Genomic DNA, 26,914 nt, shown 5'->3' on the forward strand with positions numbered 1-26,914 from the left:
TGCATATAATTCCATTGAGGCTTTCATTAAAATGCATATTTCCTCTTCAGTAAAGATGTATGGGGTTGTCCGCCCGTGACATTTCCCAAACATCCCTTTTGGTGGCATCTGTGCCATAGGATCCTTCGGATTGTCTCCATCCTTCTTGCCAAATACCATCGTGAATGCCCTGGGTAGCTGGACGTGAATGTAGTAAGTATGCTTCAATAGCTTTGCCTGTAATAGCATGGAGTGGAAGACTTCTTTCAGAATGTGATTTTGTTTGTTTGATAATTATAGTTCCCTGTAGCCAGTCAAAGTCATCCAATGAAAGTCTAGCGACTTCCGAATATCTGAGACCTAAATCATTTAAACATCGTGCAATTGAGTAGTTGCGGGATCCAGTTGGATTTGACCGAAATGATACACCGTTGAATTTTCACTTGCTGGAGCGTTAGGATCTCCTTGCATTTTGTCCTCCACTACAAAGCCGCCACCATGAACATAAAAATTAGTTGGACGTTTTTCGTCAAATATACCTTTCGGTGTAAGGATATCTAAATAACTTCTTGGATATTTATCCCCGTATTGAATATTATTTGTTAACTGATAATTACCATCAATAATCGTGGTTTTAGAGTGCTCCTTTGCTTCGTAATAATTATGACCCTCCGTAACACTTTGAAAAAATGAAGTTATCGTAATTAAAACAATTATGGAAATCTACTTAAAGCGAATACGTCAGTGGGCTTATTTAGAAATGAAAAGGGCTAAAAAAGAAGTGGAGAATAAGAGACGAAGAAGAGTTTATTTAGAGTTATATCACAACCATAAACTTATTTATATGTTATGCATTTTATTTAACACTAACAGGTGGCTTTAGTAATTGACAGAGAGAACTTGCAGGATTTAATTAGAGAAACTGTGGAAAATTAATTAATTTTTCAATGCTATGTAATCGTGAATTAACGATTAAACGTCATTCCTTATAATGAATGACGTTCGAGTTAGAAGAGGCTAAATTATTCAATAACGCAGAAAAGTTTTTTCATTTGTTCGAGTTCAACAAGAGTACATACTGAACAACCAATGGAAGCCTTTTTCAGGAATAGCTTTTCTGTTAAATCGCCTGATTATGTTTGTGGAAATAAGTTCAAATTTTAATAAAGTATAAATAGAGTACACTTTGTTGGGGTTATTTTAATTTTGTTTAAGAGAGTGTGAAGTCTATTAATCTTTCGATCTACCTAGAAAGGAAAGAATTTTGAGCGTTAATTTGATATAATAGTCTGTAAATAAAATGTAAATTTCATTGATGAAAGAGGTCTATAGATGACAATTATTGATTTGGAAGATAAAATTTTTGAAATAATAAAACAAACTGACAAAAAGGATTTTTTATTTGAATTGCTTGATGTTTATGATATTCCGCGAGCTACTATTACACGCTTGAAAAACGGAAACCAAAACCTCGCAAAACAATCTGGTGAAGTTCATTTAAAGAACAAGGTTTGGTTTAAGGAAACAAATAAGGGTGAACTTTTTGGTGGTTTTAGTAAAGTAGAACAACAATCGGGTGAACTTTCAGCCAAGCCACGCTACCTATTAGTAACAGATTTTGATGGAATATTAGCAAAGGACACTAAAACTAATGAAGCAATTGATATTAAGTTTGAAGAACTGCCTCAATATTTCGACTTCTTTCTAGCATGGAAAGGAATAGAAAAAGTTGATTTTGAAAAAGAAAACCCAGCTGACATCAAAGCAGCTGAACGCTTTGCACGCCTTTATGATGTTATTTGCAGAGAAAATGAAATCTCTGAAAACAACAAAGAATTAGATTTGTTTCTTATTCGGTTGTTGTTTTGTTTATTTGCAGAAGATACCGATATTTTCACAAGGAACAGTTTTTCGAACGCTATCAAGACATTGACAGCAGAAGATGGTTCTGATTTAAACGATTTTTTCAGCGAATTTTTTAGTGTATTAGATGAAGTTGATAGAGATAACGTTAAGACTTACCTAAAAGAATTTCCTTATGTCAATGGGCAGTTGTTTACAGGACCACATAAAGAATTAAAATTTACTGCAAAATCTAGAATACTAATAATAGAATGCGGTGAATTACTAAACTGGTCCAAAATCAACCCAGACATTTTTGGTTCAATGATTCAAGCTGTCTCTTCTAAAGAAAACCGGAGCCATTTAGGCATGCACTACACGAGTGTTCCTAACATTATGAAAGTTATAAAACCATTGTTTTTAGACGACTTATACAAAGCTTTTTCAAAGGCTTATAACAGCATGGATAAATTGAACCTGCTTTATGAGAGGATAGGGAAAATAAAATTTTTTGATCCAGCTTGTGGCTCTGGAAATTTTTTAATTATAACCTATAAAGAATTAAGACGTTTAGAAATAAATATTCTCTTAAGACAAAGAGAATTGTCAGAATATATCATGTATCTCCCGTCTGTGACTCTTGATCAATTTTATGGTCTCGAGATTGAAGATTTTGCACATGATGTTGCGAAGTTATCGCTTTGGATTGCTGAACATCAAATGAATATGGAATTAGAAGAAATTTTTAATGATAAAGTCCGTCCTACTCTTCCTCTCCAATCTGCTGGTGATATACGTTGTGCAAATGCCTTGCATGTGGATTGGGAGGAAATTTGTTCTAACGGTAAAAATGAGGAAGTATATGTGTTTGGAAATCCTCCATACCTGGGGTCATACCGTCAAAAAGCAGAGCATAAAAGGGATATGGCTAATATTTTTAAAGAGATAAAAGGTTATAAAATATTAGACTACATTTCAGCGTGGTTTTTCCTTGGGGCTAAGTACATGGAGAATTCCAATACATCTTTAGCCTTTGTTACGACAAACTCAATTTCTCAAGGTGATCAAGTTGCTACATTATGGGGCGAAATTTTCAAGTGTAAGATTGAAATAAACTTTTCGTATAATTCCTTTAAGTGGAAAAATAGTGCGAGGAACAACGCAGGTGTTACGGTTGTAATTATCGGACTTAGTTATAAGCCTAAGAAAAAGAAAAAAATCTATTCTGAAACGGGTTCTAAAGTTGTGGAGAATATTAATGCGTATTTGACAGAAGGAGAAAATATTTTAGTAAAGAAAAGAAATAAATCGATTAATGGATGGCCAAAAATGTCATATGGAAATAAAGCAAATGATAAAGGAGGATTAATTTTCTCTATTAAGGAGTACGAGAATGCTATTAATAAGTATCCGGAATTATACGAGTACTTTAAAAAATTAATTGGAGCCGATGAATTTATCAATGGCGGATATAGATACTGTCTTTGGTTAAATGAAAAACAGTATGAGGAGATAAAAGATAATCCTATTATAAAGCAAAGAATGGAGTATATTACAAATATTAGAAATGAAAGCTCTGATTCTTCTGTTAATCGAATAGCTAATCAACCATATCGTTTCAGAGATATTAATGAAACAAATAGCTATTCAATAGTTGTACCTTCAACATCTTCAGAAAACCGTTACTATATACCGATGGGGATTGTAGATTCAGAAAAAATCCTTACTAATGCAGTTTATGCTATTTACGATGCAGAAATCTTCTTATTGGGTATATTAATGTCAAGAATGCATATGGTCTGGTGTAAAGCGACTAGTGGTAGACTTGAAACACGGTATCGGTATTCAGCTGGTCTTAGTTATCATACATTTCCATTTCCAGAAATATCAAAAAGGCGAAAAAGAGAAATCGAGAAAGAGGTACTACAAGTATTAGATATACGGGAGGAGATGGGTGGTTCCCTAGCCGATTTATATAATGTTAGTACTATGCCTAAGGAATTAAAAGAGGCACATGAAAGATTGGATGGAATAGTTGAAAGAGCATATCGCTCTCGTGCTTTTAATTCTGATGAAGAAAGATTAAAAGAATTACTAAAAATGTATAATAATGTAATTGAAAGCTAGGTGCTGTATGGAACATTTATTTGAAATTAAATACCATCAAACTGGTCAAAGTAAGAATATAAATAAATACGGTATGCGGGAAATGCAAGCAAGAGCTTTTGATAAACGTAATTCACAATACCTTTTAGTCAAAGCACCGCCTGCGTCAGGGAAATCTAGGGCGTTAATGTTTATTGGAATGGATAAGCTGATTAACCAAGGGTTAAAGAAAGTTATAGTAGCTGTTCCTGAACGTTCGATTGGATCATCGTTTAAAAATACAGACTTAAAAAGTTTTGGGTTCTATGCAGACTGGAAAGTTGATCCAAAAAATAACTTAACAACTGCTGGTGGAGGGAGTTCAAAAGTTAAAGATTTTATTCGTTTCATGGAATCAAATGACAAAATTTTGATATGTACTCATTCTACATTAAGATATGCATTCGAAAGAATCGATGATAAAGCTTTTGATAACTGTTTGCTTGCTATAGATGAATTTCATCATGTTTCGGCAGATGTTAATTCTCGATTAGGTGAATTGTTACGTAGTATCTTTCATAATTCATCTGCGCACATTGTCGCAATGACTGGCTCATATTTTCGAGGGGATTCGGTGCCAATTCTTTTACCGGAAGATGAAGAATTGTTTGAAAAAGTAACGTATTCCTACTACGAGCAGCTAGACGGATATGAATATTTAAAAGGATTTGGAATTGGATATCATTTCTATCAAGATAAGTACACATCTGCAATTAATGAAGTATTGGATACAAATTTAAAGACTATTATTCATATCCCAAATGTGAATTCTGGTGAATCAACAAAAGATAAATACGATGAAGTAAATCAGATCATAGATTTGATAGGTGAAGTGGAATATCAGGACGAAGAAACTGGTATCCTATATGTTAAAAAACATTTAGATGGGAAAATATTAAAAGTTGCCGATTTAGTTGACGACCAGGCTAGTCGTGAAAGCATCGTTGAGTATTTACGCAATGTTAAGGAGTCAAAAGACTTAGACATAATCATTGCTCTTGGGATGGCAAAAGAAGGGTTTGACTGGCCATTTTGTGAACATACGTTGACGGTAGGTTATCGTGGTTCACTTACAGAGATTGTTCAAATCATCGGTCGTTGCACTCGTGACAGCCCCAATAAAACTTATGCTCAATTCACTAATCTAATTGCAAAACCTGAAGCAAAAGATGAATTAGTAACACATACAGTAAATACAATGCTTAAAGCTATTTCCGCCTCCTTATTAATGGAACAAGTCCTAACCCCTGACTTTAAATTTAAACGAAAAACAGAAGATAGCAACCAGTCTTCCACACCAGGAGAATTGTTCGTTAAAGGAATGAAAGAGCCATCTACAGAAAAAGTTAAGAAGATTATAGAAAATGATATAAATGATTTAAAAGCAAAAATTATGCAAGATTCTCAAGTTCAAAAATCGTTTACGGGAGAAGTAGATTCCAAAGTCCTAAACAAAGTGTTAATACCAAAAGTGATTCAAAAGGTGTATCCAAACTTATCAGATGAAGAAATTGAGGAAGTTAGACAAAACGTTGTTTTAGATACTGTAATGAAAGGAGCTAAGTCTGAAGTTACAGGAAGCAAAGAATTCATTCGCATGGGAGATAAATTCGTTAATATTGAGGATTTGGACATTAACTTAATTGATACAATTAATCCATTTCAAAAGGCGTTTGAGGTACTTTCGAAAGAATTAAATTCACCAGTGTTAAAGCTGATCCAGGAATCTATTGATGCAAAACGCATAATATTTGATGAAGATGAATTAGTTTACATTTGGCCAAAGGTTGAGGAATTCTACCAATCAACCGGAAAACGACCCGATCCAAGGTCTGAAGATCCTATAGAAAGACGTATGGGAGAATCTGTAATCTATATGCAAGAACTAAGGAGGAAACGTGAGAATGGCAAATAGATACAATTCCATTGAAGAAATCATGAAGAGTTTACTATTTACTGAAATCACAGTGACCCCTAAAAAGGTTCCCGAGATTCAAAATGACCTTGAAGTTGAAAAATTTATAGAGATAGTTGATTTTGTTAAAGAAAATGGACATGAACCATATAAGGTTCCTAATGAACTATATGAAAGAAGTCTCGCAAGTCGATTGATTGGAATACGTAAAAACCCGGAACGTTTGGAATATTTGAAACAGTACGATGAAATTGGGCTACTAGAAAAGAAAGAAAGGGAAGTCGTAATTCCTAAAGTCTCTTCCGTTGAAGATATTCTAGATAGTGGTTCTTCAGAATTGCTAGGAGATAATTCTGTTAGCGATCAAGCAAGTTCTATTTTTGATACTAGCGAACTACCAAAAGTTACTACAATGCCTGATTATGTTGCAAAACGAAAAAAGTTGAAAGATTTCGCAAGGTATGAGGAACTTTTTAAAAGGTGTCACAGGGAGATTACAGAAGGAAAACGAAAAATTGTATCATTTAAGAATGAACAGGATATACAGCCAAATAGTTTTTATGTATTAAAAGGAGTACTCCTTTATGTTGAATATGTTGGGGAACGGAAAAAAGTAAAAGGTAAAGTTAATGCTAGACTTCGGTGTGTTTTTGATAACGGAACAGAATCAAATATGCTGCTCCGTTCTCTTTCTGCTGAATTATATAAGCATGGAAGACGTGTAACAGATAATGAAGACACTTTATTAGATAATGTTAGAGAAGATGATCTTTCTTCAGGTTTTATTTATGTACTAAAATCATTGAGTACAGATCCACAAATCCGTGGTATTAAAGACTTATATAAAATCGGCTTTACAACGGGTTCAGTAGAGAGAAGGATTAGGAATGCAGAGAATGAGTCAACCTATCTCAATTCTCCCGTTGAAATTGTCTCTACTTTTCAAGTGTTTAATATAAACGGCAGAAAATTTGAAACGGCAGTTCATCATACACTTTCTAATAAAAATTTGGATGTTTCTATTCAAGGAGCCAACGGAAAAATGTTAGATCCTAAAGAGTGGTTTGTTGTAACGTTAGAAGAATTGCAACAAGTGATTGACCAAATTATAATGATGGTTAATCTGTCTGATTAGAATATATTTTTATCAAATAAACTCCTATACGACTGGATTTTTCTCGAAAAATCCTAACAGCTAAAAGCCTCTCTTAAGATAATCAATCTTAGGGGAGGTTTTTTTATGTGTTCATGCTTTTTCCTTAGAATATTATCTTAATTTATTTTTAGCTTTTTTTAGTCTCGTTAATTTTTTATTGAACCTTAAATTCGATCCCTACCCATTTGCATTATTAGTATATTTCCATGGATTAAATAAGTCATCTTTGTCATTTATTATAAACGAAAGATTGTTGGAAAACGAAAAAATTTTTAAAAGAATTACTAGGGAAGGAACTTTCTATATTAAAATTGTGTTTTCTGACATACCTCTGACACATTCAGGTTTTATAGTGAAATCATAATTTAAATATTAAGAAATGAGGGCTTAGGAAATGAGAGAAAAGAAACAGTCTCTTTTTAAATTAACCGGGTTGTCTTTGTCCGCTGGTGTATTAGGTTCTGCGCTTACGTTAGGGATAACTTCTTACGGTGACAATACAGACGTGAATCCGACTGCTGTTGAAAGTACATCTGAAGAAACGGTTGATGTCGACGTATCACAAATGTCTACAGATTCATATTTGTCTACAGCTGATATTGTTGCAGATGCATCCGATGCAATAGTCGGAGTCGTTAATATGGCAATACAAAATGGTCCATTCCAAAATAGTGAAGATATAGTAGAAAGTGGAACGGGATCGGGTGTCATCTATAAGGTTACGGATGATGCCGCTTATATCGTCACAAATAATCACGTAGTAGAAGGGGCATCCGAAATTCAACTCTCTCTTAAGAATGGAAAAGAAGTGAGGGCTGAACTGGTTGGGGCTGATGCCCTCACTGATATCGCCGTATTGAAAATTGAGGGCGACTACGACATGACACCTCTGGCATTCGGGGATTCCGAAGATATTCGGGCGGGAGAAGAGGTTATTGCTATCGGTAATCCTTTAGGGCTTGACTTATCCAGGACCGTTACCCAAGGCATTATTAGTGCGAAGAATCGCACGATTTCCGTGTCAACTTCTGCTGGGGAGTGGGATCTAGATGTCATTCAAACCGATGCAGCGATCAATCCTGGAAACAGTGGGGGAGCACTTATCAATTCCTCCGGCCAATTGATTGGGATTAATAGTCTGAAAATAGCAAGTGATGATGCAGAAGGACTTGGCTTTGCCACACCTAGTAACAATGTTGAGGAGTTGATCGAAGATATCACAAAGGATGGCAAAGTAAATCGTCCATATCTTGGAGTCAGTGTGATAGGGATCGATCAAGTTCCTGCTTATTACTCACAGTCGCCTCCTGAGGATGTGAAAGAAGGGGTCATTATTGGGTCTATAGACGATATGTCTGCTGCGGCGAAAGCCGGACTGAAGAAAGAGGACATTATTGTATCTCTCGAGGATCAGTCAGTAACTAGTGCAAGTGATCTTCGCAAGTATCTTTACACGAATCACAAAGCCGGTGACAAAGTGGCCATCAAGTTTTATCGTGACGGAGAAGCACAGACAATCCAAGTCACGCTGACAGATCAGTCTGAATGATAATTAAACAAGGGGGAAGGTAGAATGAACAAAAAATTCATGATAGGAGGCGGAGCATTTATCGTTGCGGTAGTGCTCTGCATCTTCCTTATTTTAAATATGAATGCAGAAGAAAGTGTAGCGACTGTCAATGGAGAAACGATTGAGAAGGAAGAACTGTATGATCTGCTTGTAAGTCAATATGGAGAAGACGCATTGGACTCTCTAATTACAAGCAAAATCGTACAATTAGAAGCAGAGAAAAATGATATCGAAGTGAGTCAAGAGGATATTGATGACGAGTTGGCTAGCTATTACAATCAGTATGACGGTGAAGAAGGTTTTCAAAGTGCCTTGGAAGGAAGCGGTATGACTATTGCTGATTTCAAAGAAGACGTGGAAGAATATTTGGCTATGAATCAATTACTTAAAGATAGAATTTCTGTTACGGATGAGGAAAAGGAAGCGTATTTCGAAGAGAATAAAGAGAGCTTCAACCAACCAGAACAAGTGACTGCAAGGCATATTTTAACTGAAACAAAAGAAGAGGCACAAACGGTTCTTGATAAGTTGGAAGAAGGAGAAGACTTTGCTGATCTCGCTGCAGAATATTCGACAGATGACACCACGAGTGGATCTGGAGGTGACCTCGGTACCTTCGGCGAAGGAGAAATGGTGGAAGCTTTTGATGAGGCTGCCTTTTTCTTGGAAGATGGGGAAGTGAGTGATCCGGTGGAAACGGAATACGGCTTTCATATCATCGAAGTGACTGATCATACGAATGAGAAGGAGTCTGTCTATGAAGATGTGGAAGATGAAGTAACAGATGCACTGAACGATTCCAAGCTAAATGAAGAATACAGCGTTTGGCTCGAAGAAAAAATGACAGAGTATGAAATTAACAATAACCTATAAGATAAGTGGAGAAAAAAGATCAGTCGAAAAAACGACTGGTCTTTTTGTATAGTGGCGGATCACCGCTTATTGGTTTGTAGTCGAGCAATTACTTAATGGTGAAAAAAGTAAACACGTTCAGCACCTGCATGAGACGAAACAACGTGGTTGGTGCACAAAAGAAAAAGACACTAGTTTCCCAAATGTCTCACATGAATACAATGATGAGATTGGTCAAAAGAAAGTTAAGCGTAGTTGGATAGATTCGAAAGAACGCATGGGCAGCGTTATTGTAGCTGGTACGGAAAAGTGAAAGTCAAAGAACAGACGCTTATGAAAGCTGCCTGCCAGAATCCTTTTCGGTTATAAATTGTAACGGAGGACCCAGACCATAACACTCCCGAGGAAAACGGATACCCCGCAATATGGGTTTCACGAGCGCGCTCGGGCGTTCGTCCGCAGAAAGAGAATGGTCTGGTGCTCCTGAAGACAAGAATAAAGCTTGTAGAAAAACACGGGGTTTCTTACAAGCTGAAAAGACTGCCGATAGCTCGGCAGTCTTTGTTAAGCACGATATCTTTTAAAAAGGTTGATAAACACGGTTGTTCCAAGCAATAAGATGACTAGCACGGAAACGGAAATCAGGTTTCTTTTTTGTGAAGCTGTGTCAGCGGTTGAACTGCCTTCCATCCTGGGCATGCCTTGTGGTCTTTCTCCGCCCATGCCTTCAGGAAACCCCCCATCTGGCATGGCGGGTATTTCACCTTCCTGCCTTCCTTCTGGCATTTGACCTTCTTCCATTCCCTCTGGTCTATCACCATTTCCTTGTCCGCCCACCCCTGGCATGCCGCCACTGTTTTCACTGATTCCTTCTCCATCGTCATAGCTAGGAATATCTCCATCCAGTTGCTGTTGAACGTTCTCTATCCTTTGTTCAAGGAAGCTGGTGATTGCTGGATACCCGTCAACAGCTCCGCTGCCTGTATTAGCCTGGAATTCGTCATACGTATAAAAAGCAGTAGGGTCCTCCTTTACAGAATCACTGATTAAATCTTTCACTTCACTTACTCGTTGTTCAATATTATCGAGTTTATTTAATGTTTGTTGAATGTACGTGTGATAGGTTTCTTTATACTGGTCATCTGATAGCACGTAATCCGTCAAAGGGTGTTGTTCTACAGAACCTATCGTAGGTTCGTCGATAAGCATGGTGATTTGTTCTTCATCCCCCATTCCCCCTATGGACATGTTGTGGTCCCATGGAAGGAAAGTGAATATACCGTCTTGTTCATATAAGTAATAGTTGTGGCTTAAATTCCCCTGGTAGCTGTCCATATTTGCCATAACAGTACTGACCGCAAGATAGCGCAAATATGAATCAACATCGAAATAGTCTTCTACATTCTTTCCTTCATCGAGAGCTTCAATGAAATCAAGCAGGTCGGTATTTGTCTCCAGACCAATTTTCTGTTCGAGGTTCGTGCCTTCAATGCCCATGCCCTCTTCCCAAGAGAGGCCGGCTCCTATATTTGCTTTAAAGAGGTTGCCTGTGGAATTTCCGAAATGGCGCTCCAGGTAAGGTTCTTCAATGTTTTCAACACTCAAATACAATCCGTAAGATTTCCCGTTCACGGATACATGAACAAAGGAATACTCTGGTGTTTCAATTCCCATTTCTTCCATGATTTCATAGGTCAAGTACTCTCGCATATAGGAAGGATCGGCAAAGTTATTGTTCAAGTTAATTTTTGTGAATCCTTCTAAGTTCTGCTCTATATACTCATTGAATTTTAACTTGAAGCTGTAACGTTCGGAATCCGAGTTTGCTACAGAGTTTAGAGAAGAATTCCCCTTAAATCGTACTCCTGTGTAAGGAACGTCAATTCCGTTATAAGTGACAGCAGCTTCCTTGTATTCTTCCTCTAAAGGATTTTCCAGCATATCTTCAAAATCAGATTCTTCGATTTCAATATTTACTTCACTGATCTCTTCTTTGTTGAAGATGGACGTTTCCTCTGCGCTTATTGTTAGTGTAGTGGTGAGCAGTATAAGGATTACCATAGCACTTGCAGTAAGGTTTTTTTTCCACATTGGTAATGTCATCACCTTTCTATAAACCAAAAGGGTGCTCTCCCCATATGGGTGACACACCCTTTTTCTTATTATTGGACATAATCTCCGTTATAACTTAGTAAGACTGCATTCTCTACTCCTTGTACATTCGTTATGCTGTTGACGAAGCCAGCTTCTTTCTCCTTCAAACGGATTTCGAATGTGATTTCTGTCTCCGAGTCTGTGACAGATTTTTGCTTTATGTCGTAACGGTTGACGGCTTTTTTCATTTGGTCAAAGATGCTTTGTTCAGTATCATCTCCTGTGAAGTTGACGATAAATAAGTAAGGAGTCTCTGATTTTGACTTTTTCATAAAAACAAATAGGACAATACCGATAAGGATAGAGCCTAAGATAGCTAATGAATAGAAGCCTGCTCCAATGATGATTCCACTGGCGAGAGCCCAAAATAAGAACACTAGATCTGTCGGGTCTTTGATTGGGGTTCGAAAACGGACTATGGAGAGAGCTCCGACCATCCCAAGCGACAAGACAAGATTGGATCCTATCGCCATGATGACAAGCGAAGTAATCATAGAGAGCCCGACGAGTGTGATGTTAAAGTTTTTTGAGTACAGAACCCCGCTGAAAATCCGCTTATACAAAGTGTAGATAAACAGTCCTACTAAGAAAGAGAGAAGCATAGTAATTCCTATTTGCAGAAGCGAAATATCTGTATTGAAGTTGGATAATACTTCTGTATTTAAGAGATCTGAGAAAGATGTTTCATTATTATTGTTATTTTCCATTATTGATCCTCCCAAGCATTTGATTTAGTGAATTTGCGACAAATCGTGTACTTCGAAGCAGCCTGCCGCTGAAGTCCGTTTAATTGAAGGGCATCCCGAACATAATTGGGAATATACTCATCAAATTTCACTTCCATAATATAAACTGGTTCATCTAGAGCTTTCACTGGAAGTAAATCAGGATCAAAGGGATTAATTTTGTTAAGGCCGGTGCGCAAGTCCTTGTCAAAGGTAATGCGGACATTGCCTTCTTTTGCAACAAAGGCTTCCCTTATATAATCCACTATAACTTTCGGTCTTAATAGGCGGTTCTTCATTTCATGACGCACTTCCTTAAGAAGAGGAGAGGACGTACCATTTAGAACGGAGAATTCGTTATCTATGAGACGTTCCAGTGTATCCCTGGAGATAGCTGCTCTTTCCTTGGCGATGAAGGTATTCCGTTTAATCTTCTTCTCGAAGTGGATGACTGAATCACTCCTGTTATAGAGCCGAACTCGATATTTGTGCCGGTTTTTAATGCCGGCTTGCTTTTCTTGTAAAGCTTTATTCTCTATATCGTCAAAATAGACGCTTCGAATATGATATTCTCCTTTGTGATCAGCGTGGGTATCTTGCTTAAGAAAATGTTTCAGCCGGTGCCGGATCAAGTAGTATTGATGATAATTGACATAGTATTTCATCTCATTACGGAACTTTAATTTCTTGACCATGAATCATGACCTCCTTGCGTTAGTCTTACTTTAAACTCAGAATGTGTCAGGGAGATGGCAGGGGAATAAAAAGCAAGCAGAAGTTAAAAAGCTTCCTAATTATATAAGTTATTAAAGGATTCATGTTTGACATTCCGTTGACACACGATTGTGTTATTCTGAATCTAGATTGAACTGGAGAAGGTGAGCAGAAAGTGGAGAAAATAATGATCGTCGAAGATGAAATGCCGATCAGCCAAGTGTTGAAGGCTTACTTGAAAAAAGCGAACTATGAAACCGTGCAAGTATTCAGGGGAGATGAAGTTCTTAGAAGATTTGAGGAAGAATCCCCTTCTTTAATTATATTGGATGTCATGCTTCCTGGCATAAATGGGTGGGATGTCCTGAGGAAAATACGGGAGAAGAGCGACTGTCCTGTCATCATGCTTACGGCGCTGAGTGAGGTGGATGACCGTCTGAGCGGACTCAATCAGGGGGCGGATGATTACATTGCTAAACCTTTTGTAGGGGATGAGGTAGTTGCCCGAACCAAAGCTGTTCTTCGACGGATGGGAAAACAAACTTTGCCGGTTAAAAGCTTCGGAAAATTAGAGGTGGACCTTATTGGTCACAGGGTAAAATTAGGCGAGGAAGAGATCATTTTGACCCCACGTGATTTAACGTTATTGACATTTTTTGCAGAGCATCCTAATCAGACGTTTACGAGAGAACAGTTGATTGAAAAGGTATGGGGATGGGAGTACGAAGGCAGTGACCGTGCTGTCGATGTGAGCATCAAACGTATCCGAAATGCGCTTAGAGGCTGGCCGGTCTCTGAAGGGGAAATACGAACGCTTCGCGGGTTAGGATACCAGCTCAGTGTTTACTGATAAGAAAATTCCTTTGCAGCGGTATTGGACGACAAGATATGTTTGGACATTGGTGGTAGGACTCCTGGTAATCGGCCTTATTTCGGCTATCTGGATCCGGCACCAAACGTTAGAAAATCGTTTGAGCATGATGGAATTTGTAGCCGAACAGACGGCAGGTCGTTTGGTGAATGACGGAAGGGTTAAGCCGAATAAAGAAGAAGATATTTTTGTGCAGGGCCGGGAAGACTTCATGAATATGAACAGCAGACCTAACTTATATGTCGTGGATCAAGAGGGGAAAGTATTGTTTCAAGAACGTCCGGCTGGGCAAAATGCGCCTCATAGTTTCACTGCCTCCTTATTGGATGAGCAAGGAAGCGTACAAAAAGTAGATGCATTATCTGAAACCTTTTACCTTGTGAAAAAACCGATTGAAATAAACTCCACAATGTTAGGCTGGGTCATTGTCACCGAATCCAAAAAAAATCTGACGACGGTTGATCAAGAATACTGGCAGCTTTCCCTCATGCTTGTAAGTCTGGCTCTGTTAGGCTGGTTGGCGATTTATTTCTTATCCAGGCGGCTGTCGAAGCCAATCAAGGGAGTCGCTCAAGCGGCTAGAGAATTACAAGCAGGTAATTATGGCTTTCACATCCAGAGTGAGGACGTAAGAGAAGAAGAAATATATGACCTCATTCAATCATTTCAGGAAATGTCTTATAAATTAAAACGCCTCGAAGAGTTACGGAGTCAATTATTGGCAGGGGTAACACATGAGCTCAAAACTCCGGTGACCTCAATTAGTGGAATGCTGCGTGCAGTTAAAGACGGGATCGTGGAAAAGGAAGAAGCAGAAGAATTTATTGATATTTCCTTAAAAGAAACGGAGAAATTAGAACGGATGGTGCTCGACCTCCTCGCTTTCAATACTTTTGCTGCCAATTCTTTTCCTTTAGCTAAAGAAGTTCAATCCATCAACCGCACCGTGAAAGATGCTGTGCATCGCTGGGAAGTCGGACAGGAGAGAGAAGAACGGATTCATTTATCCCTACATCTCTTACCGGAGGAGATAGAGATACGAGTCGATCCTATGCGTTTTCAGCAGATCATGACGAACCTTCTTAATAACGCGTCCCACGCGATGGAGGGAGAAGGGAAGATCTTCATCAGACTCCACTCGGAGCAAGGGAAGATTGATATAGATGTAGAAGATACGGGCACAGGAATTAAAGAAGAGGAAAAAGATTTCATATTCGAGCGTTTTTATCGTGGAGAAGACAAAAAGTATAAAACTGGTGGGCTAGGTCTTGGTTTGCCATTCAGTAAAATGATCGCAAAGTCGCTGGGAGGAGACTTGATCTTGTATGAAAGCTCTTCAAGAGGAACGGTCTTCCGTATTACGTTACCTAAACAATAAACTAGGTAAACTCAGTAAATTAAATGTTACACTTGTGCCAAATGCCAGAGTGACTCAAAAATAAAGGTTATTTCGGCTGACAATATTGACGAAGCCCTACGAAAAAGGAACTGGACAGTATGTCGGATTTTGAATCGGATCCTTACAATGGTTTTTCTGTTGAATATTTAAGTCCATCAAATGGGGAAACAGCGCATCCGAACATTTCATCTAGGGTTCAGAAGCTGGAAGCAGGATTCCATTCTAAAGTTCACCGTCATACAAGATCTAAAGTCCTACACGTTTTTAAAGGAGAAGGTTATACAGTTATAGATAGTGTTCGATATGATTGGGAAGAAGGCGTCCTTCTCGCTATTCCGAACTGGGCGTGGCATGAACATGTTTCCACCTCCGCAGATGACACGTACTTGTTTACGGTAAGAGACCTGCCGAGGATGGAGAAGCTCGGTTTGGAGAGGGAAGAACCTTACCAAGAGAATGACGGCCATCAAAAAGGAAAGAAGTGTTTAATCCTAAATTGCAAAAGATATAAGGATGAGTTTCAATTAAATTATATGGTCAATCAGGTTTATGTCTGGTTGACTTTTTATATTGGTTATATATAGCGGAGACAAACTGAAGGAGAGTTTTTATTCAGGGACAGTAGATGACATACTCTTTCTCATTATTTGTTATTTTTATTCAGTCTTATTAAAAGAACTAAGACTGAATAAAGCTAGAACTCACATGTTATTTAGATATTATTTTTTGCTATTTATATGGATAAATCCATGGACGGCATGATGTGACAACCCCTAATCCTTGTATGTGTACTTGGTGTAAGATTAGTTAATGCGGTGATGGAAAATATATAGTCTAAGTATCTTGTGGGAGATTGCTTAACCTTATATAAACATGTAAAATAAGTGTTCACGTGCTTTTTTGCATAGTTAGAGCTTTTCACAGGAAAAATAAAGTGAAATATGTTTTTTCGTTTTTTCTTATTCGTGATTTTTCAGAAAAACACGAATAATATATGCAAAATAGGGTATTTGACTAATGACAAACATAAAAATAAGTATTAAAATAAACTAAGAGGGGGGTGTGTAAGTTGACTAATCCGACAGTAATACAAAATGCTACTATACATGACGTTGCTGATTATTTCCTTGATAAAGGAAATATGGGTACTGAAGAAGCAATTACACACTTAAAACTCCAAAAACTTGTCTACTATGCTCAAGCATGGTATGTAGCATTAAATTACGGTAAGAAACTTTTTGACTCTAGAATTGAAGCGTGGATGCATGGTCCAGTTTGTCCAGAGTTATACAATGAATATCGAAATTATGGATATAAAGAAATAGAACGACCAACTTCATCGCCAGAGTTCATTGATGGTATTACGGAAGTTTTAGAATCAGTGTGGGAAGTTTTTGGTTCGTACGATGGGAAGTTCTTAGAAGAATTGACTCACTCAGAAGATCCGTGGATAAATGCAAGGAAAGGTCTTCCGGAAAATGCAACAAGTAACAAGGAAATAAAAATTGACGATATGAAGAATTTTTACAGTGATTATTTAAACTAGGAGAGTTATAAGAACTCTTCTTTTTTAATGTACTTGGAGGTAAAAAATGTCATTATTGGTCGATATTACAATATCTTTGATGCTTATTATTTCTCTTATATACATAGTGAATTACCTAGTTATTGTAAATAACCTTCAAAAGTGTATTGACTACATTTCTGGAAAGAAAGCCAACTTTGTAGTAAGGCTGTACTATATTATAAGAGATTTTTGGTGTTATTATGCAGATAATGAGAAAAATGATAGGAAGTTGTATTTGTCCGAAAGACTTGCCCAGACATATTTAAAAATTAAGATTCTTATATCAAGGTTAGAATCGTTTCCTTTCTCCTTATTAGGATGTATAACAATTGTCTTTCTCTTTTTTTTGCTTTACTGGTTTATTCCACTTAATTCAATAATATTTTATGATTTATGGGTAGAAACATTCAAGATCATTGGTATTAAAGGTTATGTTGGAGGTAATGAAGCTACTATATATGAAATAATGAAAAGTGTAATAAAGGCTATGTCCATTGCATTTTCAGTACTTTTGACATTATACATTTTCACATATAGAGAAAGAAAAACATTTTCTGTGAGTTTAAATAACGCAATGAATAGCAACAACTTTAGCTTTCTGATAATATTAGTAACTGTTATTTATGGTAATCTTTTATTGGTATTGGTTAAATCCAATCAGTTATTTAATAGTGTACTATCTATTAATAGATTTATAACCTTACTATTATTGTTACTAATTTCAAGCTATGTTTTAGTGAAAGTTATCAAAGATATGATTTTGGGCATTGATTATAATTATACTATTAATAAATCCATAAAAGACATGGATGATCTTTCATATATTTCTCACCTTGCCCCAAATGGAAAACAAAAGGACTATATAGATGATTACGTGATAAGGCATATTGAGGGTTTTAACCAGGTTATTAGCTACTGCATAGATAATGATTTATATGATTACAGTAAGCTGCTTAATGAATGGGAGAAAATACTTGTTGCTTATAAAACCGGACCGCCAAAAGCAGAAGAGGTAATGAATGCTAACAGATTTTATCTAAGTAATAATGTGTCTGGCGATAAAGTATATAAGACTTTTATGAATATACATCTATCAATTATTCTCTACTTGGCTGAACATAATAGATATGCTGAAGCTATTACTTGTGTGGAACAATTAAATGACCTTCTTTCTCCAGCTAAAGGGTTTAATGAATTAAAAAACGTTTATCTTTCAAGCTTGCACAGGTTGTTTACAATTACACAAGAGGAACATCCAATTGTATCAACTTCAGTGTTAGATCAACTTAGTAAATACAGCAGTCATGAAATCTTAACAGATAAATTTATAAGTCTGGATATATTTACTGCAATAATGACTAGGTGTGTAGAGAAAGGCGACGTAAACCAACTTAGTATTTATGCTTATTCCATTTTAGATGCCAGAGAGATAAAAAATAAAGATCAGGTTATTAAAACCAAAACACAAATAGATGACAAGATGCTACAGTATCTCAGAAGAAAAATGACGAATCAAACGTTCAACAAAGCATACATATATTCAATATTTCAAGTATGTCTGAAGTCACTTGAAATAGGTAATTACCCAGCTGTAGGTTTTCTAATGAAATTTTTAATTACAAATTTTCATAGAACAAATGAATTGAAAGAGACCTTCACTAAGTTATATGAGAACAGAGGGGAAGTTAATCCTTATATACAACTTAAGGATAAAGACAATGATTATTTTAACCGATTCATTTTTAAAACTAGTGCAGATGAGTATTGCATACGTAAATTAGGGATTTTATTATTTGGACAACAAATTTATTCTGATTACTATAATCTACCTAAGAAAACCACTAATATTAAAAAGAGTATTGATCATTATGTAGATATTCGTGCTCTGTTTAGTGGGTGTGACTATTATAAATATACATTTTCAAAAATAGAGAGTGCTAAAAACGATTTTGGATTGCTATTTTTGAAAGAAAGTGATTTCTTAAAAACATTAAATAAATTAAATACTAGACTCATCAAAAGCAACGACATAAAGTATTTCGAGCAGTTGTTTAACTTCTATATAAAAAAATCTATCAAATCTTCATAGAACTAATATAAAGGAATTATAGAAGTACCATAATTAGGAATAGTTTCGTGTGCTCAATAGTATTTCAATTAAAAAGAGTAGGTACCTACTCTTTTTCAGCTATGTTAAATCATTTATAGATATAGGTTAGGAGCGGTTTGGGTTATGGCAGCAGTTGATTTGATGTAACTGCTAAACCGAAACTTATACAGTAAAAGCGGCTTCTTATTACAAGAGGTTGCTTTTTTCAATCTACACGTATTTTTCTTGATTTAAACAGTCAACATGTATATGATTGAATTACATTATAATATAATTTAACTTAAAACTTAATATTAACTACCCCGTTTATTAACGGGGTCCTTCGGGGTCGGGTGAAGTTACATACCGATCATATAATAAAATTAAAACCACAATCTTATGTATTAAAGATTGTGGTTTTTTAATAATCCTGGTGGGTTTCAATCAACCTGACTTGTTATTGACCCTTTGATTACCTTCTAAAAGTATAGGCGATACTCTACTATTAAACCCCCAACAAATGTGCTATAAAATTATTAGAGGGGGAATTGAATTGGCAAAGGTTGTAATTCCAAAAGAAGACTTATATGATTTATACGTTAATCAAAAATTTAGTTTCACTAGAATTAGCAATATATACAACTGCTCTCCAGGTACGATTAAAAACCGATTGCGCGAAAACAACATTCCTATTCGTTCAAGAGCGGAGTCCTTGGGGCAACGGCTCGACCTACAATTAGGGTTCTCCCTAACGGCAGAAATGATCATGGAGAAAGTTAACGAAGGCATGTTTATTTATGAAGTAGCTGATTTTTATGGAATAAACCGGAAAGCCATTACAAAGAAGCTTACAAAAGCAGGAATCAATGTGTCTGAACTTGGAAGCCATCAAAAGAGGATGGATGAACATAATAGCAGGACCAGCAAGGAGTTCTTTTCCGACCCTGATCGTTATAAACAGCAATCAAAATGGTTAAAGGAATTAAGAGAAAAGAGAACAGAAGAGACTCAATTGAGATATGATACAGCTCATTTAAGAGATTATCAGGAGTACAAAAAAGTTTGCCAAAGAATCGTTGATAAGCACTATGGTAAAGAGCGCCCTGAAGGTATGCAGTATGACCACAAATATTCTGTGCGTGATGGGTACGATAATGGGGTGCCGGCTCCAATTCTTTCTCATCCATCTAATCTTAGGTTAATATCTGCCTGGGATAATAATTCAAAAGGGAATGGTAGCATTATTACTACTCAGGAACTTTATGAGGGGCAGGGACTAAACTTGGAATCTTCGATGAAACAAATAGAAAAACAGTTTAAGTCCTGTGATTATTGCGGGAGTGAATTCGAACCAAGGAACAGCAAACATAGATTTTGTAACCCGAAATGCAATAAAAACTGGCAATATCACAACAAAAAGAATGATCAGTCCTCCAAAAAGCAACGGAATCTTTTATGAGTCTGTATGGCTCAATCCTTCACCAACACTCCTTAGGTCCTGTTCCGTTTACCTTACGGCCGTACCGAACAAGTTGAAGTATAAGAACAAAACTACGTTCACAAGAAGAAAAGAAGACATTCGTTTACTCAGCGTGCTAGTACGCTACATATCGTACCAATTATAAAATGAAAAAGCTATCGAGATTTTGATACGCTTCCTATTAAATAGATAGATTTTATTAGAGTTCTATTTTGTTTTGTTCATAGCTCCTAAATCCTAAAGAGGGTTCTCTAAAGAGATATTTGTGACTGGATTCTGTCTGGGTATTGTTCATAAATAGTGATATCTTATTTAACCTCAATGTAGTACGGGCAAGTTAAAACACCTTTTATATAGGGGGGATTAATTCATAATTGTTAGTATTTAATTCCCTAAGAGAATGGGCGGCATGATGTGATAACGACCAAAACCTTATTAAGACAAGGATTAGAAATAATTTGACTGGATTTTGACAGGAATTCTTTAATGTTTTGCCTAAATTTAAAAGGCCTCTCAAAAAGTTCATAGAACTTTTGAGAGGCCTTTTTATCTTCCTTTACTTCAATTGGTTTACTACCTTCAACAAAGATATTCAGGCCAATATAATTATAAATTAATTCAAACAAGCTTTTATATTGCAATTATCCTTAGCGTATAGTTTCGTTGTTGATGCTTTGCTAACCTGACTTTGTCATTTGAAATCTTGACAGAAACCACGACGAACATGTCGGGACTTATATGTTATCAAAAAGGTTATCTAATACACATATTGAAATTTTGTTTTTGATACGACTTTTGGGATCGGAATAACAAGGGTAAAGGAATAAATTCTCTGCCTCGGATATCTGTATCAGAAACGAACGTTTTAAAGATAAGCAAGGAAAAGGTATACCCTTCTTTTTTTTAATACTAAAGGTAAATAATGGGCATACTAATTCAGCCAGTAATTTTGGAGGAGGGAAGTCTTGTAATGTCCATAGAACAAATTATTTTGATAATGGTGTGGATAGTAACTTTCTCTGCTCTTTTAATATTCATTCCAACAGATAAAATTCTTCATGCTTTAGTAGCCTTTCATATTAAGCAGTGTATAACATGGTTGCTTGGTATTATTGTTGTTGATATGAGGCTGATTAAATATCCTGTAAGGTTGTTTGATTATGTAACCAAGGCAAGTTTTACTTTTGAATTTTTTGCATATCCTGCAATCTGTGCCATCTTTAATGTTCATTATCCAGAGAAAAAAAATAAAATAGCTAAATTTGGTTACTATGCTCTATATACTTCAGTCATTACAGTTATTGAGGTAATACTTGAAATAAATACTAATGTAATTGAGTATATCCATTGGTCTTGGTACTGGACTTGGATAACCTTATTTGTAACATTTTTTTTGGCACGTTCATATTATAAATGGTTCTTTAAGAGAATATATTCAAACACTGGACATGCAGAATAATCGAGAGAAACTGTGGTTTTTGAAGAGCATAATTGTAAGGTGAATGTCTTTCATTCACCTTGCAATTATTGGATTTATTGCAGTTTTTTAAACGAATGTTCCTTCTCCAAACATCCTCTCACACAACTCATCATAATTCTCATCCGCAGGTACGTAGGATTAGGCCATGTAGAACAAAACATTGAGCGTGAGACATTGCGTGTGAAAAATGGTGGGCACCATATTCCGACAAGCGACATCCTGAAAAGGGATACGACTTCTAAAGAGAATCTGCTTCGAAATGTATCCCTCGTTGATAATCTGGTCGTCATTGATAACAGTAAATCAGATGGAGAACTCGTTTTAGAAACCTCCAATGGCCATGTCCGTATAACTTTTGAGGTTGACGACATTCCTAACTGGGCAGAACCTATAAAACAGAAATACAATACGACATAAGGGCTTATTTCTTTAATAAATAGAATAAGCCCTTATGTTGTCGAAACTATGGAATCTATTCCCACCTATCTATTGCAATCTAGCATCTGTTTTTCCTATAAATTTGCTTTTTTAATCTAACCTACCATTCTTTAAGATGTTTCACTAATTTATAAAAGTAATCTTTTTAACGCCGTCCATTTTCCACTATAAGGAATATCCCAACCAAATATCAGCCCACTTTTCGCCCTCCTTTTCATAGGTGTTGAATGATTAGGAGAATATAAAAAAGTCATTGTCCATTCCTTTAAACGTATATTTGACATGTTCTGTTTTCTTATCCCAGCAAACAATCATATAATCACCATGTTGGTCTATCACAAGGAGGCGCTTCAGAAGATTCAACGATTGTATAATGTCGAGAAGGAAAGTAAAACGTGGACAGATGAAAAACGCCTGGAGTATCGGAAAGAGAACAGTAAACCGATACTGGAGGACTTTTTGGTGTGGCTGAAAAACCACAAATCCAAAGTTCTGCCGAAAAGCAAATTAGGGGAAGCCATCACGTATTGTTTAAATCAATGGAATCAGCTCGTGGTCTGCCTACATGATGGGCAGATAGATATCGATAATAATCGAGCTGAACGATCCATCAAACCATTTGTGATCAGCCGTAAAAATTGGCTATTTGCGAATAGCCTGAAAGGGACTGAATCCAGCGCCATCATTTTAAGTGTCGTAGAAACGGCAAAAGCCAACGGCTTGAACCCTCTCTACTATCTCACTTATTTATTTGAACAACTTCCTCAGGTAGACCTTGCCGATCCAGAGGCTTGGGAAGAGGTTCTTCCCTGGTCCTCATCGTTACCTGAAATTTGTCACGTTCCAAAGAAGTAATTCAATCATAGGACGAACCCTCATCTATTCATAGGTGGGGGTTATTTTACGCTTACGAAGGGTGAAACTAATGGAAGTCAACATCTCAATCGAGATGAAGGTTCCCCACGTGCCCTCGATGGTTAAAAGAAATCCTTGATATGCCGATCAGGTAAAAGCCATTCGTATTCGTAAGCTCCCTTCGAGGAGCTTTTATATTTATAAAAAAGTTTACTCAGCAGTGATTTGATAATTACTCATTATTTCTAGCTATCTGATCTCGGTCGGGTCCTTGTGGTGGTTGTTCCATCCAACCGTTTTCGATCATAATATTTGCTCCATCATTTGCGTACTTCGCAATTTCTGCGGTAAATCGAACGTAATGTGTTCCCAGGTCATGTCTCGGACTCGTTCCCATACTTTGTCCATAGCTTCCAATACTAGCAGCATTTAAAGCAGTAACATGGACCATCATCAGTTTATCTGAAAAAGGGGCAACACTGGAGTCCGTAGGTAAAATACTCCATGAGCTTGCCGAAGGAAGGAAGTCTTTGCTTAATACAGAACCAAAAGTTTCAACATGTTTATCGGCAATATCTCTTCCTCTTACCATGTAATCACGAACTTGTTGGGACTTTGCCACTTGACTAAATCCCATAAGTAGGGTTCGACCTAACTGATTTTGTATCAAATTAAAATAAATATTTGACATTTCAATAGCATTTAAGGGTCTGCGATTACCAAACCATCCTGCAAGATAACGTTTGTTTTGGACATATTCCACCTTTTTAGGTGCTGGAATATAAGGTGCTCTGATGAATGTCCCTTTGGACACCATGACTTCTGTAGCTTTGTTAAGCACTTTTGTCGACTCATGTAAGCATTCGGTAAAGTATTCACACATATCCAAACGAGCGGAGTTTGACAAAGCCAATGAGTAAGTTTTCAAACCAATTTTTCCGATATTTTGAATGTAGAATAGGTAAAAATCATCCGTGTACAAACGTGGGGCTTCTTTATGAACATCTACTTCCTCTGATAAACCATCAGGAATGGGAAGTTGTTCTTCCGTGAAAAATGATTTTAATTTTTTAACATGTGCCTGGGATTGCTTCATTACAAGTTCAAGAACAGAACGGATTTCTTTATCTTCAACATGAGACAAAAAAGTCCCGATGGAACAAATTGCTAACGTATCATTCTGATATGATGACCAAAGGTTTGCGATTTCTGCTGATGTAAGTTCAATTTTATGGTTGGTTTTGGGAGCTTTCAAATTTTTCTCCTCCATTACAAATATAGATTTTACAAGTATGTTTCCCAACTTCGTAAGGGGTATTCCACCATTAGAATTCTTTGTTATGAAGGCTTCATAAACCTTTTTGAGCCAGTGTATCTAAGGTTTTTCGGCACTAAATATAAATCGTAAAAGCGTAAACCTCAAAAACCCCCCAATCAGTATTCCGATGGGTAATGACAACATTGGTAACCAAATTGGTCCGAGTAATATTCCGTTTACTTTAAACGTTGCTGAATAAATAAGACCACTTGTAATGAAATAAGCGGAAAACACAAACGGAAGAAACGCTAAGGGTGCTTTTTTACCGTTTGCATCACTGTAAGCATCCCAAATCGCAAAAAAATAAAGACAAGGATAAAACATCAACCATTGATAATTCGTTTGTTCAATGGCTTTTTCAATTTCACCATGAAAACTCAGAATAATTACATCATTAAAGTTGGATTGGACATTAATCAATATTTCTAATCCAATGAAAAGTAATCCTTTGAAAAGCTTCCCGTTCAGAATTTGGGCAAACCCAGGTAAAGCTATACTCCAAAGGATTTTTTCAAGCTCATCTTTCGTTATCATTAGCATTCACTTCTATCACTTTTCTTTTTTTAACAATTCGCATCTATTTGGAGATGGGTTATTACTCCATCTCCCCATCTAAATAACCTTCAATTCTCTTCATTGAATTTTTCAGGTAACTTTATTTTTCTTAGTACAGCATTGAAATATTCTAGCTAAGGGGAAAAATAATTTTTCAATTTTAGAGCAAAATAAAAGAAGACAAAATATAGGAGGAATGCAGTATGCCTGAGAAACCTGCCATAACGTCATCCGAACTTGGTATCCTATGGCTTACATACCAAGAAAAAACGATGATTTTGCGAATGTTAGAATACTTTATTGAAAAAGCCGACGATGATAAAGCTAAAAAAATAATGGATGATTTATATAGTGAATTGGATAATTACGTTGATAAAATAACAGATATTTTTAAAAGTGAGGGAGCTGCAATCCCAATTGGATATACTTCTAAAGATGTCAATAAAGATGTTCCAAAGCTGTATGACAATGGTTTTGATATCATGTTCGTCCGGTTACTAAAAGAAATAAGTATGGGATTACATACGCTAAATATAAACATGGCGTACCGTGAAGATATTGTATTGATCTTAAAGGACCTTACCGCAATTACTCAAGCAACTTACAATTCTTGTACACAATATTTGATTGAAAAAGGGCTGATTGCTCGATCTCCTTATGTTTCAATGCCTGATTCCGTTGAGTTTGTTAAAGATAAAAGCTATTTGGCTGGACTTAATCCACTTACTAAAATTGGTAAAAAACGAACATTAAATACGATAGAAGTTGCTTATATTTATCATGGTATTGAAGCAAATGTTATGGGGTTACAAATGATTACCGGTTTTGCCCAGTGTGCCAATAGTTCCGAAGTACAGAAATTTTTTTCAAAAGGAGCAGAACTCTCCAAAAGTGTTATTAAAGAGATGAGTGAAACATTTCTCGAAGATGGTATTCAAATACCTGCTACTTCGGGCGGACATGCGACGCGTTCAACAGTTGCTCCGTTTTCTGATAAGCTTATGATGTATTGTACCAGTTTGTTTTGCAGTTTTTCTATGGGAGGGAATGCGGTAGGAAGTGCTTTTAGTTTACGGAACGACTTGGTAGCAAAAATGACAATTTTCACGAAAGATATTTTCGAATATGCCCATGAAGGTGCAAAAATAATGATTAAGAACGAATGGATGGAAGAACCACCGCAAATGGAAGAACGAAAAGATATAATTAAAAAGTCTTAAGCACTTGTGTTGTAAATTTTTCATAAGTGTTTTTGCTATTAGCTTTTTATGTTAATGAATCAGTTTAGTTTTAACTAGACAGCTTCCATGGTCTGAAACACTACCTCAAATCTGCCGTGTTTTTGGCTCAAAAATGAGGGAGGATGACATTCCTGTTCCTATGACTTTTCACGTACTAATCGAAAAGATTATGAAAACTATATTTTAACTGTTATATGGCATAAATTGGTTAACACAGATCTTAAACCTGTAAGCCAACAATACGTTAAACGCAAAAAGTACACATGCTTTAATGGATCTATATTTCCCACAAATAAACATAGAAATAGCGGGCCAATGGGACTTTATTGATCCCGTCCACAAAACTGTTCCCCTCTACTTGTAGAAACATTTATGAGGCTAGTTGGGACGTTTCATGATGGAATGATCTCGTATAACAAGCGAAGATATGAAACTACAAGAGAGATAGAGGGACCGGAGAAATGAATAGCTTATGGGAGTGATCGGAGAATAAATCCAGTCATCGGTCTGGATGTAGCGAAAGAAGAAAGCTAGATTCAGGCGTATTCTGCTCCGATTGGACTGTGATT

Annotated in this window: 21 protein-coding genes and 1 pseudogene; 16 read left to right on the top strand and 6 right to left on the bottom strand. The window is 36.4% G+C overall.

The genetic code is table 11. The features are described 5' to 3' along the window. Positions 1-46 precede the first annotated feature (46 nt). Entirely contained in the window at positions 47-364 is a 318-nt protein-coding gene (locus ACFQIC_RS12250; protein ID WP_204707589.1) for a tyrosine-type recombinase/integrase, read from the bottom strand. Between the two features lie 947 nt (positions 365-1,311). Between ACFQIC_RS12250 and ACFQIC_RS12255 the strand changes: the two genes are divergently transcribed. From ACFQIC_RS12255 to ACFQIC_RS12275, 5 genes are all read left to right on the top strand, one after another. Continuing rightward, entirely contained in the window at positions 1,312-3,948 is a 2,637-nt protein-coding gene (locus tag ACFQIC_RS12255; RefSeq protein WP_204707108.1) for a class I SAM-dependent DNA methyltransferase, read from the top strand. 7 nt (positions 3,949-3,955) lie between these two features. Then, positions 3,956-5,881 carry a DEAD/DEAH box helicase gene (locus ACFQIC_RS12260; RefSeq protein WP_204707106.1) on the top strand — a complete coding sequence of 642 codons (1,926 nt, stop codon included), beginning with the start codon at positions 3,956-3,958 and terminating at the stop codon, positions 5,879-5,881. After that, positions 5,871-7,016 (top strand): GIY-YIG nuclease family protein, encoded by a 1,146-nt coding sequence (locus ACFQIC_RS12265; RefSeq protein ID WP_204707104.1) that lies wholly within the window; start codon positions 5,871-5,873, stop codon positions 7,014-7,016. Before ACFQIC_RS12260 ends, ACFQIC_RS12265 begins: the two co-directional genes overlap by 11 nt. Positions 7,017-7,431: 415 nt before the next feature. Continuing rightward, positions 7,432-8,586, top strand: a complete 1,155-nt coding sequence (locus ACFQIC_RS12270; RefSeq protein ID WP_204707102.1) for a S1C family serine protease — start codon at positions 7,432-7,434, stop codon at positions 8,584-8,586. Between the two features lie 24 nt (positions 8,587-8,610). Next, the gene (locus ACFQIC_RS12275; protein ID WP_204707100.1) at positions 8,611-9,480 is read left to right on the top strand and encodes a peptidylprolyl isomerase; all 870 of its coding nucleotides are present in this window, start codon (positions 8,611-8,613) and stop codon (positions 9,478-9,480) included. Between the two features lie 543 nt (positions 9,481-10,023). Here ACFQIC_RS12275 and ACFQIC_RS12280 read toward each other — a convergent pair. From ACFQIC_RS12280 to ACFQIC_RS12290, 3 genes are read right to left on the bottom strand one after another with little or no spacing between them, the layout of a single operon-like run. Next, complete coding sequence (locus ACFQIC_RS12280; protein WP_390217143.1) at positions 10,024-11,562, bottom strand: CotH kinase family protein; 1,539 nt, start codon at positions 11,560-11,562, stop codon at positions 10,024-10,026. A 59-nt stretch (positions 11,563-11,621) separates the two neighbouring features. Next, positions 11,622-12,320 carry a DUF4956 domain-containing protein gene (locus tag ACFQIC_RS12285; protein ID WP_204707096.1) on the bottom strand — a complete coding sequence of 233 codons (699 nt, stop codon included), beginning with the start codon at positions 12,318-12,320 and terminating at the stop codon, positions 11,622-11,624. Next, the gene (locus tag ACFQIC_RS12290; RefSeq protein WP_204707094.1) at positions 12,320-13,033 is read right to left on the bottom strand and encodes a polyphosphate polymerase domain-containing protein; all 714 of its coding nucleotides are present in this window, start codon (positions 13,031-13,033) and stop codon (positions 12,320-12,322) included. Before ACFQIC_RS12290 ends, ACFQIC_RS12285 begins: the two co-directional genes overlap by 1 nt. Before the next feature lie 194 nt (positions 13,034-13,227). Here ACFQIC_RS12290 and ACFQIC_RS12295 point away from each other — a divergent pair, with 194 nt between their 5' ends. From ACFQIC_RS12295 to ACFQIC_RS12335, 9 genes are all read left to right on the top strand, one after another. Beyond that, positions 13,228-13,902, top strand: a complete 675-nt coding sequence (locus tag ACFQIC_RS12295) for a response regulator transcription factor (protein WP_204707091.1) — start codon at positions 13,228-13,230, stop codon at positions 13,900-13,902. Further along, the gene (locus ACFQIC_RS12300) at positions 13,892-15,301 is read left to right on the top strand and encodes a HAMP domain-containing sensor histidine kinase (RefSeq protein WP_204707089.1); all 1,410 of its coding nucleotides are present in this window, start codon (positions 13,892-13,894) and stop codon (positions 15,299-15,301) included. The genes ACFQIC_RS12295 and ACFQIC_RS12300 overlap by 11 nt, the downstream gene beginning before the upstream one ends. 119 nt (positions 15,302-15,420) lie before the next feature. Continuing rightward, a complete protein-coding gene (locus ACFQIC_RS12305) occupies positions 15,421-15,906 on the top strand; it encodes a cupin domain-containing protein (RefSeq protein ID WP_204707086.1) in 486 nt (161 codons plus the stop codon). 485 nt (positions 15,907-16,391) lie between these two features. Then, positions 16,392-16,868, top strand: a complete 477-nt coding sequence (locus ACFQIC_RS12310) for a Panacea domain-containing protein (protein ID WP_390217126.1) — start codon at positions 16,392-16,394, stop codon at positions 16,866-16,868. A gap of 46 nt (positions 16,869-16,914) precedes the next feature. Continuing rightward, complete coding sequence (locus tag ACFQIC_RS12315) at positions 16,915-18,978, top strand: hypothetical protein (protein WP_204707084.1); 2,064 nt, start codon at positions 16,915-16,917, stop codon at positions 18,976-18,978. 553 nt (positions 18,979-19,531) lie between these two features. Continuing rightward, positions 19,532-20,437: an eL24 family ribosomal protein gene (locus tag ACFQIC_RS12320; RefSeq protein WP_204707082.1), complete on the top strand. Its 906-nt coding sequence runs from the start codon at positions 19,532-19,534 to the stop codon at positions 20,435-20,437. Positions 20,438-21,428: 991 nt separating this feature from the next. Further along, on the top strand, positions 21,429-21,917 hold the full coding sequence (locus ACFQIC_RS12325; RefSeq protein ID WP_204707080.1) for a CBO0543 family protein: 489 nt from the start codon (positions 21,429-21,431) through the stop codon (positions 21,915-21,917). Between the two features lie 195 nt (positions 21,918-22,112). Beyond that, positions 22,113-22,355 (top strand): hypothetical protein, encoded by a 243-nt coding sequence (locus ACFQIC_RS12330; RefSeq protein WP_390217128.1) that lies wholly within the window; start codon positions 22,113-22,115, stop codon positions 22,353-22,355. Between the two features lie 345 nt (positions 22,356-22,700). After that, positions 22,701-23,231, top strand: coding sequence for an IS66 family transposase (locus ACFQIC_RS12335; RefSeq protein ID WP_390217130.1), 531 nt, complete (start codon positions 22,701-22,703; stop codon positions 23,229-23,231). Positions 23,232-23,463: 232 nt separating this feature from the next. Here ACFQIC_RS12335 and ACFQIC_RS12340 read toward each other — a convergent pair whose 3' ends face one another. Both ACFQIC_RS12340 and ACFQIC_RS12345 read right to left on the bottom strand, forming a co-directional pair. Then, on the bottom strand, positions 23,464-24,486 hold the full coding sequence (locus ACFQIC_RS12340) for a DUF3231 family protein (RefSeq protein WP_390217132.1): 1,023 nt from the start codon (positions 24,484-24,486) through the stop codon (positions 23,464-23,466). Positions 24,487-24,606: 120 nt separating this feature from the next. Then, positions 24,607-25,083: a hypothetical protein gene (locus ACFQIC_RS12345; protein ID WP_204707073.1), complete on the bottom strand. Its 477-nt coding sequence runs from the start codon at positions 25,081-25,083 to the stop codon at positions 24,607-24,609. A gap of 224 nt (positions 25,084-25,307) precedes the next feature. Between ACFQIC_RS12345 and ACFQIC_RS12350 the strand changes: the two genes are divergently transcribed. Next, the gene (locus tag ACFQIC_RS12350) at positions 25,308-26,324 is read left to right on the top strand and encodes a DUF3231 family protein (RefSeq protein WP_204707071.1); all 1,017 of its coding nucleotides are present in this window, start codon (positions 25,308-25,310) and stop codon (positions 26,322-26,324) included. 174 nt (positions 26,325-26,498) lie between these two features. Then, positions 26,499-26,675 (top strand): annotated as a pseudogene (locus tag ACFQIC_RS12355) (AbaSI family restriction endonuclease); the annotation flags it as partial. Between the last annotated feature and the right edge of the window lie 239 nt (positions 26,676-26,914).

Origin of the sequence: Halobacillus seohaensis, from assembly GCF_042663045.1 — a bacterium.
In the GTDB taxonomy this organism is placed as follows: domain Bacteria; phylum Bacillota; class Bacilli; order Bacillales; family Halobacillaceae; genus Halobacillus_A; species Halobacillus_A seohaensis.

Coding starts and splice junctions, on each gene's coding strand:
- ACFQIC_RS12255 (WP_204707108.1), top strand. CDS start 1,312: ATGACAATTATTGATTTGGAAGATAAAATTTTTGAAATAATAAAACAA.
- ACFQIC_RS12260 (WP_204707106.1), top strand. CDS start 3,956: ATGGAACATTTATTTGAAATTAAATACCATCAAACTGGTCAAAGTAAG.
- ACFQIC_RS12265 (WP_204707104.1), top strand. CDS start 5,871: ATGGCAAATAGATACAATTCCATTGAAGAAATCATGAAGAGTTTACTA.
- ACFQIC_RS12270 (WP_204707102.1), top strand. CDS start 7,432: ATGAGAGAAAAGAAACAGTCTCTTTTTAAATTAACCGGGTTGTCTTTG.
- ACFQIC_RS12275 (WP_204707100.1), top strand. CDS start 8,611: ATGAACAAAAAATTCATGATAGGAGGCGGAGCATTTATCGTTGCGGTA.
- ACFQIC_RS12280 (WP_390217143.1), bottom strand. CDS start 11,562: ATGACATTACCAATGTGGAAAAAAAACCTTACTGCAAGTGCTATGGTA.
- ACFQIC_RS12285 (WP_204707096.1), bottom strand. CDS start 12,320: ATGGAAAATAACAATAATAATGAAACATCTTTCTCAGATCTCTTAAAT.
- ACFQIC_RS12290 (WP_204707094.1), bottom strand. CDS start 13,033: ATGGTCAAGAAATTAAAGTTCCGTAATGAGATGAAATACTATGTCAAT.
- ACFQIC_RS12305 (WP_204707086.1), top strand. CDS start 15,421: ATGTCGGATTTTGAATCGGATCCTTACAATGGTTTTTCTGTTGAATAT.
- ACFQIC_RS12315 (WP_204707084.1), top strand. CDS start 16,915: ATGTCATTATTGGTCGATATTACAATATCTTTGATGCTTATTATTTCT.
- ACFQIC_RS12325 (WP_204707080.1), top strand. CDS start 21,429: ATGTCCATAGAACAAATTATTTTGATAATGGTGTGGATAGTAACTTTC.
- ACFQIC_RS12335 (WP_390217130.1), top strand. CDS start 22,701: ATGTTGGTCTATCACAAGGAGGCGCTTCAGAAGATTCAACGATTGTAT.
- ACFQIC_RS12345 (WP_204707073.1), bottom strand. CDS start 25,083: ATGATAACGAAAGATGAGCTTGAAAAAATCCTTTGGAGTATAGCTTTA.
- ACFQIC_RS12350 (WP_204707071.1), top strand. CDS start 25,308: ATGCCTGAGAAACCTGCCATAACGTCATCCGAACTTGGTATCCTATGG.